The sequence below is a fragment of the Candidatus Paracaedibacteraceae bacterium genome (genome assembly GCA_019636055.1).
GTDB lineage: Bacteria > Pseudomonadota > Alphaproteobacteria > Paracaedibacterales > Paracaedibacteraceae > Paracaedibacter.
The window spans coordinates 236,996-247,382 of the sequence record JAHBYH010000002.1 but is presented as its reverse complement, the minus strand read 5'-3'; the positions used below and the strand labels follow the sequence as shown (position 1 = coordinate 247,382).

Below are 10,387 nucleotides of genomic sequence, written 5' to 3'. Positions count from 1 at the left end.
ACTCTTTATATTAACCCTATAACTCTAGATTAATCCTTTGATAAATTCAATAAAAGAGCAAATTCAAAAGGTTTATAATTTTATTGTCAACATAATCCTTCCGTCTGTTTGCCCAAGTTGCCGCCAAGAATCTGTTACGCCCCATCTTTTATGTGCTGATTGCTGGAATGCTATTACCTTTATCCAGAAACCCCTTTGTAACTGTTGTGGAACACCTCTTGCTTTTGCTGCAGATCAACTAATGTGTGTCCCATGTTTAGCAAATCCTCCTGTTTTTGACTCAGGTCGATCTGTTTTTACTTATTCAGGATTAAGTCGAGATCTGGTGCTTCGATTCAAGCATTCCGATGCGACACATTTATCCCGATGTTTAGCACCCTTCTTAAAATCAGTCGGACAAGAGTTTTTTCAGGCTGCTGATTATATTATGCCAGTCCCGCTTCATCGTTGGCGATTATTCAAGCGACAGTATAATCAGGCAACGCTCTTAGCGCGAGCTGTGTCATCCTTGGTTGATAGGCCCGTACTAACAAATTGCCTTATACGAAAAAAAGCAACTCAATCTCAGGGGCATAAAACAATTAAAGAACGTAAGAAGAATGTTAAACAAGCTTTTGAGGTGATCAATCCTGATATCATCAAAGGAAAAACGGTTGTGTTGATCGACGATGTTTGGACAACAGGTGCAACGATAGATGCTTGTACGAAAACCCTTAAGAAATCAGGGGCTGATCGCGTTTTTGTTTTGACACTAGCGCGTGTTGTGAAAGAATTTTAACGGGGAATTTTTGCGATAGCCAACGGTCAACTTTTTCATTGCTGGTTAAGTTTCAGGTTGGCAAAACAAGGGGGGATAAAATTACTGACCGTTGTTAATAACTTCAATTTGTAATTGACGAGAATCATGTTAATTAGATTAAAATTATAATTACAGTTGTGATAAACGTTGGGCGTTTGGTTATGGAAAGAAGTTTTCGTCGTTCAGTTGCTTTACTGTTGTTCCCTCTATTATCCTCAGCTCATGCTGGATTCACTATTGCTCCCCAAGAAATTTGGAGTTCTAATCTGGCGAATCCATGTCATGGCGTGGAGAGTGATGCTTTGTCTATTTATGCTAATCCTGCATCCATGGGACTTGCAACGCAGCACCAAATTGCAGGAAATTTTTCATTATTATTATATCGAAAAAAATTTACCGGTACGGCATCAATTCCAAGACTTGAAGCGGAAGATGATGACGGCAGTGGTGCGGATGATGAAGGGATCATTTTCTATGGTAATGAGTTTACGGGCTCAGCAAAAAGCCGGAAAAACCAGTTCATTCCGACAATTGGTATTATTTCTAATGCTCACAAAGATCTAAAGGTTGGTATTATTATTCATTCTCCTTTTGGGGGGCGAACATCTTTTGGTCAAGACTCAGTCCTAACCGGTCATATTATCAGGACAAAATTAAAAACTGTTAATATAACCCCTTCAATATCATACTCACCTTTTGATATGTTCAGTGTGGGGGCAGGTCTGCAACTTCAGCATTTTGAGTTATCCCATTCAAGACGATTTATGGTTTCTGATGGGTTTACTATCGATCCAGGTTTAGCGGATGACTTCTTTCTTCCAACAACAATCGTTCATAGTTCTGCAAAAAATTGGACAGTAGGTTGGACAGCAGGATTACTTGCCAAATTGTCACCGCGATGGAATATTGGATTTTCCTATCAATCGCAAATGGCAGGAAAAGCAAAAGCATATACAAACTTAATCCCGTCAAATGATTATCTTGCTCATGGATACTCAACGTTCATGACACAAAGTACAGTGTATTTCCCATCAAAATTCAATCTCAATACCTCTGTTATTGTTGATGATACATGGACACTCTTTGCTGATATGTCGTTTACAAATTGGAACAAGAAAAAAGGGATTAGCATTATATCAGTCGATGACAATGTAAACTATAATGATAATTTTAATCTTGATTGGCACAATGCGTTTGCAGCCGGTTTAGGGGCGTCCATTAAGCTAAATGAATTATTTTCTTTCCGCTTAGGTTATCGATATAGTCAAGGTTTAACGAGAAAATCCAATGCTAGTGTTTATTTCCCGAGTACTCGATCTGATCTATATTCTATTGGAGCAACTTATCACGCAACCTCTGATTTAGATTGGACTTTAGGGTATGGATATCGATATAACAAAAAAGGAAACGTGAACTATAGCAAAGGTTCTACGCCTGTACTTCCGGAAATAATTGCGGATGATGATGCTGTAAGACGTGCTATTAACAATATTCCGACTCAATTCTTAAAAGGTGAATTGCGAGGGAAAATCAAATACCATACTCATGCTGTCTCAATCCAATTTAATTATAGATTCTAGGGCTTAACAGGGTAAAAACTATATAGAATTAGCAAATCAATCCTATCATTTTTTGAAGTATAATGGGGGATTATCTGCTATTCTCTGAACAAAGAAGTTTTATTTCCCCTATAGTTATGACAATACTCCCTCTTCTATATGATAAAAATTTTACAGAATCGAAACCGCTTGAGGTTGTGTCTGACTATCAACCCGCTGGCGATCAGCCGACAGCAATTGCTGAATTAACCCAAGGGGTTCTGAACGGTGAAAAAGATCAGATCCTTTTGGGCGTCACAGGGTCTGGTAAAACTTTTACCATGGCTCATGTCATTGCCAAAACCCAAAAACCTGCTTTGATTTTAGCACCGAATAAAACGTTGGCGGCACAGCTTTATGCGGAGATGAAAGAATTCTTTCCAAATAATGCAGTTGAGTATTTCGTCTCTTATTATGATTATTATCAGCCCGAAGCCTATGTCCCTCGCACCGATACGTATATTGAAAAAGAAGCATCAATCAATGAACAAATCGATCGGATGCGCCATTCAGCAACTCGGGCATTGTTGGAGCGTCGTGATGTAATTATCGTTGCCAGTGTATCCTGTATTTATGGTATTGGCGGCGTTGAAAGCTATAGCGGGATGATCATTCCCTTAAAAGTCGGACAATATATTGAACGCAATGACGTTATGCGCCAGTTGATTGAATTGCACTATAAACGCAATGATTTGTCATTCACACGTGGAACCTTTCGCGTTCGTGGTGATGTTTTGGAAATATTTCCATCCCATTATGAAGATCGAGCTTGGCGTCTCAGTTTCTTTGGCAATGAGATAGAATCGATTACAGAAATGGATGCATTGACTGGCGAAAAATACGCGAACCTTGAGCAAATTCGAGTTTTTGCCAACAGCCACTATGTGACACCGGGGCCAACCATCCAACAAGCGATTAAACATATCCATGTGGAACTGGATAATCGTCTTAAGGAATTTAATGCGCAGAATAAACTGCTTGAAGCACAGCGTCTAGAACAACGGATCAAATTTGATATTGAAATGATGGCGGCAACAGGGACTTGTCCGGGAATCGAAAATTATTCCCGTTATTTGACGGGCAGGGCACCGGGCGAACCACCGCCAACACTATTTGAATACTTACCAAAAGATGCCTTGTTAATTATCGACGAAAGCCATGTGACCGTTCCTCAGATCAATGGCATGTACAAAGGAGACCGAGCCCGCAAAACGACCTTGAGTGAATATGGTTTTCGCTTGCCATCCTGTGCAGACAACAGGCCTTTGAAATTTGAAGAGTGGGAAAACCTTCGCCCACAGACTGTGTTTGTTTCTGCCACACCGGGCCCTTGGGAGTTAGATAAAACTCAAGGTGTGTTTGCCGAACAAATTATTCGGCCAACGGGACTTATTGATCCTGTTTGTGTGGTTCGCCCCTGTGAGCATCAAATTGATGACTTAATTGCTGAATGTCAATCGGTGATCAAAGAAGGGCAGCGTGTTTTGATCACGACCCTCACCAAAAAAATGGCCGAAGCCTTAACAGAATATCTTAATGATGCAGGCCTCAAAGTGCGGTATATGCACTCAGACATTGAGGTTTTAGAGCGTATTGAAATCATCCGAGATTTGCGCCTTGGTATTTTTGATGTTTTGATTGGGATTAACTTACTTCGAGAAGGACTTGATATTCCTGAATGCGGTCTTGTTGCCATTCTTGATGCAGATAAGGAAGGATACCTCAGATCAAAAACATCTTTGATTCAGACTATTGGTCGTGCTGCGCGTAACGTGAATGGACGTGTGATTTTATATGCGGATCGGGTTACAAAATCCATGCAAGAAGCCTTAACAGAAACCAATCGCCGCCGTGAACGTCAACAGGCTTATAATACTGCTCATGGCATCACGCCGGAATCTATTAAAAAGTCAATCCGAGATGTTTTGCAAAGTGTTTATGAATCCGATCATCTAACGGTTGAGATTGATAACGAAACAGTTGAGTTAACAGGAAAACGTCTGGAAAATCATATGAAAGACCTTGAAAAACGAATGCGAGAAGCCGCATCAAACCTTGAATTTGAAGAAGCGGCTCGTTTGCGTGATGAATTAAAGCGCATTGAAGCCAAAACTCTGGGATATTGATCATCCTTATTTCAGTTTAGACACCTAAGTTGAAATAAGCCCCCTTAAAATGATATCGTTATTTCAAGATAGCCCTCTAAACTGAAATAAGGCCAAATTTTTAACCTTCTTATTTCAGTTTAGGTACCTAAGTTGAAATAAGAATAGGAAAATGATATTCTTATTTCAGGATAGCACCCTAAATTGAAATAACGATTATGCGTGAAACTGGATTTTATCAACAACTCGGAGATGTAAAGTATTTCATTCCCTATTCCTTACCACCTAAGGATCCTGATTTACAATTACCCCCCGAGATTATAACATTACTTAGTGAAGCCAGCTTTGCCCTGGGGCAACTTAATGAAATGGGTGGAAGATTACCTAATCTTCAGCGATTCATCAAAGCCTACGTAATCAAGGAAGCTCTGATATCATCGGAAATTGAAGGAATCCACACAACGTTAATGGAAGTTTTTACAGCCCCATTAACAGACACAAAGCCCAGCAAAGAAACTCAGCTGGTTTTAAACTATAAAAATGCTCTCGATGAAGCACTATCTCTAATTAAGGATCAAAATTACCCATTAGTGTCACGTGTCATTTTAAAAGCCCATGAAACACTCATGATGACAGGGGATGGTGATAAGTCTGCGCCAGGGAGTTATCGCCAACAATCTGTGCGAGTTGGTAATTTAATTCCACCGCCAGCCCCTGAGATTCCAAACTTAATTAAACAATTGGAGGACTACATGAATAGTCCAAGCGATATTCCCCCTCTGATCAGAATTGGTCTTGTTCACGTCCATTTCGAAACAATCCATCCATTTTTAGATGGAAACGGCCGCATCGGACGTCTTTTAATCGTTCTTATGCTCATATTTTACGAAATACTTGATGTTGAAATCTTGTATCCATCTTTTTATTTTAAGAAATTTCATCTGCAATATTATCAATGCCTTGATCGAGTTAGAACTCACGGAGATTATGAAGGATGGATAGCCTTTTATCTGTCAGCTATTCGAGATAGTGCTCAGGATGCTCATAAACGAGCAAAACAAGTAGAACTTCTTGAAAGTCAAATTCGGTTAACAATTTCAGAATCACCAAATTTCTCAAGAATTCGGGAAATCTCCCAAGATGTTATTGGGCATTTCTTCGCAACACCCGTCACAACCATTTCAGATTTAGCTCAACGAACGGGGGGCGCCTATAATACCATCAGCAACGTTATTACAAAACTTATAAATGAAAATATAATTCAAGAAGATACCGCATCAAAACGTAACAAAACATTCCATTTTAAACCATATATAGATATCCTTGAGAAAGTAATATAGAGTACTGAAAGAAAATGACCCTAGAACAACAAATAAATACAGCGTGGGAAAATCGTCAGGATTTATCCCCTGCGAACACAGATACATTAACTTTAGTCCAAGGTGTCCTTGATCAACTAGATGCAGGATCTTTACGAGTTGCCAAAAAAATTGATGGCGACTGGCATGTGAATCAATGGGTAAAAAAGGCAATACTGCTATCCTTTCGCTTAAAAGGCAATGTCATGATGGGAGAATACGCTTTTGACAAAGTTCCTCTTAAAACATCTGATTGGACAGAAGTTGATTACCAAACAGCTGGATTCCGTGCTGTTCCCGGATCAATCATCCGTCACTCAGCCTTTATTGAAAAGGATGTGGTCCTCATGCCAAGCTTTATTAATGTTGGCGCACGTGTCGGGAAGGGGACTATGGTTGATACGTGGGTAACGATCGGATCTTGTGCCCAGATTGGTGCAAACTGCCACATCTCAGGTGGTGTAGGCATTGGCGGGGTTCTAGAACCGCTTCAAGCTAATCCTGTCATTATTGAGGACAATTGCTTTATCGGAGCTCGTAGTGAAGTCGCCGAAGGCGTTATTATCGAAGAAGGTGTTGTCCTATCCATGGGTGTATTCTTAGGGGCATCAACAAAAATTGTCAACCGTCAAACGGGTGAGATTACCTATGGGCGTGTTCCTGCTTATTCTGTTGTTGTTCCGGGGACGCTTCCGGGGGCGACACCCGATGCGCCTCAATTAGCCTGCGCGGTTATTGTCAAACAGGTAGATGCAAAAACCCGATCAAAAGTTGGTATTAACGAGTTATTACGTGCATGACAGAATTTGCAACCTTAGCCCAGCAGTTAATTTCTTTTCCCGGGGTCACGCCTGATCAAACAGGATGTTTGGATTTTATTCAGGATTATCTGAAGAATTTGGGCTTTGAGTGCACCCGTAAAAAGTTTGCCGATGTCGACAATCTGTATGCTCGCATTGGAACAGCCACGCCGAATCTATGTTTTGCCGGGCATGTAGACGTCGTTCCGGTTTTGCATCCTGAGACTTGGGATCATGACCCTTTTTCTAAGATGACTATTGGGAATACTGTTTATGGTCGTGGTGCTGTCGATATGAAAGGCGCTATTGCTGCCTTTATGATCGCGGTTAAAAAACGACTCCAAACACCTCTTAAGGGGTCAATTAGCCTTTTGTTGACCGCAGATGAAGAGGGGCCCGCCGAACACGGTACCAGAAAAATGGTTGATTGGCTGCAAGAAATTGGGGAAGAAATTACCTGTTGTCTTGTGGGAGAACCCACCAGTGTATCTCGTATTGGCGATATGATTAAGGTGGGGCGTCGTGGCAGCTTAAATGCTATGGTCACAGCGACAGGTATTGCTGGGCACGTGGCCTATCCGGATCAGTGCCTCAATCCTCTCGACCTTATTGTCCAATTTTATAATAAATTGAAATCATCGCCTCTTGATCAGGGGAATGAGGCTTTTCAACCGTCTAATCTGGAGTTCACCACTATTGATGCAGGAAACCCAACGAGTAATGTCATTCCCGGAATGGCTCATGCTCGTTTTAATATCCGTTTTAATGATTGCCATACAGGGGATCAGTTGGCTGTTTACTTAAGGGATACAGCCGCCCAAATATCCGATCGCCTATCTTTGGATATTCGAGTAAGCGGCGAAGCTTTTCACAATGTGGGGCACCCTTGGGCCGAGCAAGTTGCAACAGCTGTCGAAAGTGTCACAGGATCACGACCAATCTTATCTACGAGTGGCGGCACGTCCGATGCTCGGTTTATAAAAGACATAGCCCCAGTTGTTGAACTAGGGCTATGTAATGTTTTGGCTCATAAGGATAATGAATTGGTGAGCTTAGGTGATTTAGAAATTCTTCAAAGGATATATGAAAAAATCCTAATGTAAGTTCGATGAATTTCCCATGTTTGATTTCCATATGGCTTCACCACGTTCTTTAATGGTGTCCATATAAGTTTGTATTTGGGCTGAGACTCGTCCAAGTTTGACTAATTCTCGGTAATGTGTTCCAATGGTTCCGACTTTAATCGCTCTCGCTCCGTTATTGCCTTCATCGTTAAAAGCATCCCATACACTCGAGAGCATCCCAAAATAGCGGTTAGCTTGATAACATTGTGTTACAAAACTTAGGATTTGTTGTTTCGTTTGTCCGCGACGTTGGACAACAGACCCAACTTCTTTAATATAGGCTGTATCTTCTGGTGTTAATCGTTGTTCTTCATAAAGTCGTTGAAATTGACGGTTGAGTTTTAGTTTTGTTTCAGTCCCCATAGTCGACAGGAGTTGTTCGAGAGGGGCCTTATTTCTGACCAAATCAATTAATGTATTCACACGGTTTTGAAAATCACGGGAAAGACGGGTTCTTTTATCAAATTCCGCAATCTTATCATGGTCCAATAGACCAGATTGGCAGTATTTTGATACCATAACACGCAGGGAGCCAGAGGTGTATCCTGTTGCTTCTACTAACATGTTGAATGTTGGTTCACTCTCTTCTTCAAGGATCGTATCAATAGCTGAATTGATAAAATCAGCAGATTGTACATCTTCACTTGCGATGCGTTTTGGTGATAAATAGCGAGTATCTTGGGCTTTAACAAAAGCTGACTTTTTTAAGAAAGATACAGTTGATGCAAAAGATTGGCGTGTTTTAGTTGGGTTGGTAGCTTGCATTTGGTCATAAGACATTTTATTCAGAATATACAATAGCGTCTCTTGTTTCTCTCTTGAGAGTCGACCAATCGCCCTAAGCTGCTTATGAGTATATTTACGAGATTTATAAATTCCAGGCAAAACACGGGCATATTTTCTGGGGCGGATGATGTAATCATATTCAGCTTTGGTTATATCCCCAGCTTTCTTCTTATTTCGTATAATTTGATGCAAGTCTTCTTGTGTAAATTGGGGGTATTTTTTTACAAGGCTTTGTAATTTTACTCCCTTCAAAATCGATAGTGTCAGTCTCAACGGGACTTGATCCTGTTGCAGCGCTTGATTTTGCTCAACAACTAAACCTTGATTAGGTGCGGAAACAGGGACATCTTGTGCTTGAGTCGTCGATAATAAAAATAAAACTGAATATAATTTATTGATGTTCATGGTCAAAAACTCCGTATTTATCTATTGTTTAAATAGAGATTAAATCCAAAATTGCAAATATAAAACTTTTACCACACATTTGTAGATAACAATTGTAAGTTCTAAAAAAATAAGATATGACTTAGAAAAAACCGGGGGTGCCCACTTGGGCTGAGAGATTGCTTTGCGATCAACCCTTTGAACCTGATGTAGTTAGGACTACCGTAGGAAGAGGAAAAAATGGCACTTGCATCTGTGGCGACATCACGCACCCATCGTTTATCCTTATTTGGCACGATCTTAGAATATTATGACTATGCCCTGTATGGCTTTTGTGCCGGGTTTATGGCAGATAAGTTTTTCCCAAATATTGACTCGGAGTGGGCATTATGTCAAACGTACCTGTTATTTTGTTCGGGCTCTTTGGCTAAACCATTGGGGGCTTTGATTTTTGGTTGGATCGGAGATATCAAGGGGCGTCGTCCAGCCTTGCGGTGGAGTATGTTGGGGATAATTATCCCAACGTTTACGATTGCTTTTATGCCAGAAGGGCTTTCTCCACAAATTGCTATGGTTATTGTGTTACTATCGCGTATGGCACAAGGAATCTTTATTGCGGGTGAGAGTGATGGTGTTCGTGTTCGGCTTTTTGAATCGAGTGGCTCAGCTTATGTCTTGAATGCTGCTGCGGGGATTGCTTGCTATATCGGGATATATTTAGCATCTCATGCCGCTCATTTTGCAGAGATCATGCCAGATCTTTGGCGAATCCCATTTATTTTGGGTGGTTCTGCTGGTTTGTTGTTGTTCTTAGCACGCAGGAGCCTTATGGAATCGCCCCAATTCTTACGCCCCAAGCAGTTAATCGGTAAGCCAAACTTCCAAGGCTTATTAGCAACAATTTTGCTATGCGGATCTGTTGGTGGAACTTATCACCTTTTCTTTGTTTATCAATCAACCTATTGGTCTAAAATATTAGGCATTGTATCACCGGCAGCAGCGCAAGGGTTGATTAGTACATCGTTATTAGTCTATATTCCAAGCCTTTTTCTTAGTGCGTTGCTTGCAGAAAAATATGGTGGAAAGCGTGTTATTTTAGCGGGTATTCTTAGTGCATTGTGTGTGGTTCCATTTGTCACTGCTTCTCTTCCAATCCTTATTTTCTGTAGCATTGCTTTAGCTGCAATACATAGCCCCGGTTTTGTTTTGTTGATGAGGCAATTCCCTTCATCATCACGTTACCGTCACATTAGTTTCGGCCATTCAGTGGGGTCTTTACTATTTTCAGGTTCGGCACCGCTTGTTGCATCTTATTTGTGGCAAAAATGGCATGAGCCAAACTTAATCAAGTATCATCTTGTCGTCTTGCTCGGAATGGGGTTGATAGGGCTTGGTTTGATCAAACCGTTTGAGGAAGAAGGGTAGAGGCAATT

Annotated in this window: 8 protein-coding genes and 1 riboswitch; of the genes, 7 read left to right on the top strand and 1 reads right to left on the bottom strand. The window is 40.9% G+C overall.

Annotation, left to right across the window (positions count from 1 at the left end):
• Positions 1 to 37 precede the first annotated feature (37 nt).
• The 6 genes from KF820_04650 (at position 38) to dapE (ending at position 7,763) form a co-directional block, all read left to right on the top strand.
• Complete coding sequence (locus KF820_04650; GenBank protein ID MBX3457629.1) at positions 38 to 778, top strand: ComF family protein; 741 nt, start codon at positions 38 to 40, stop codon at positions 776 to 778.
• A gap of 182 nt (positions 779 to 960) precedes the next feature.
• Positions 961 to 2,379 (top strand): outer membrane protein transport protein, encoded by a 1,419-nt coding sequence (locus KF820_04645; protein MBX3457628.1) that lies wholly within the window; start codon positions 961 to 963, stop codon positions 2,377 to 2,379.
• Between the two features lie 116 nt (positions 2,380 to 2,495).
• Positions 2,496 to 4,523 carry an excinuclease ABC subunit UvrB gene (gene uvrB, locus KF820_04640; GenBank protein MBX3457627.1) on the top strand — a complete coding sequence of 676 codons (2,028 nt, stop codon included), beginning with the start codon at positions 2,496 to 2,498 and terminating at the stop codon, positions 4,521 to 4,523.
• A gap of 197 nt (positions 4,524 to 4,720) precedes the next feature.
• Positions 4,721 to 5,842: a Fic family protein gene (locus KF820_04635; protein ID MBX3457626.1), complete on the top strand. Its 1,122-nt coding sequence runs from the start codon at positions 4,721 to 4,723 to the stop codon at positions 5,840 to 5,842.
• A 14-nt stretch (positions 5,843 to 5,856) separates the two neighbouring features.
• Complete coding sequence (gene dapD / locus KF820_04630) at positions 5,857 to 6,660, top strand: 2,3,4,5-tetrahydropyridine-2,6-dicarboxylate N-succinyltransferase (GenBank protein MBX3457625.1); 804 nt, start codon at positions 5,857 to 5,859, stop codon at positions 6,658 to 6,660.
• On the top strand, positions 6,657 to 7,763 hold the full coding sequence (gene dapE, locus KF820_04625; protein ID MBX3457624.1) for a succinyl-diaminopimelate desuccinylase: 1,107 nt from the start codon (positions 6,657 to 6,659) through the stop codon (positions 7,761 to 7,763). The genes dapD and dapE overlap by 4 nt, the downstream gene beginning before the upstream one ends.
• Here the strand turns inward: dapE and KF820_04620 are convergent.
• Complete coding sequence (locus KF820_04620) at positions 7,755 to 8,975, bottom strand: hypothetical protein (protein MBX3457623.1); 1,221 nt, start codon at positions 8,973 to 8,975, stop codon at positions 7,755 to 7,757. The genes dapE and KF820_04620 overlap by 9 nt on opposite strands.
• Before the next feature lie 123 nt (positions 8,976 to 9,098).
• A riboswitch (TPP riboswitch) is annotated at positions 9,099 to 9,204 on the top strand.
• Here KF820_04620 and KF820_04615 point away from each other — a divergent pair.
• A complete protein-coding gene (locus KF820_04615) occupies positions 9,195 to 10,379 on the top strand; it encodes an MFS transporter (protein ID MBX3457622.1) in 1,185 nt (394 codons plus the stop codon). Its footprint overlaps the riboswitch before it by 10 nt.
• Positions 10,380 to 10,387 lie beyond the last annotated feature (8 nt).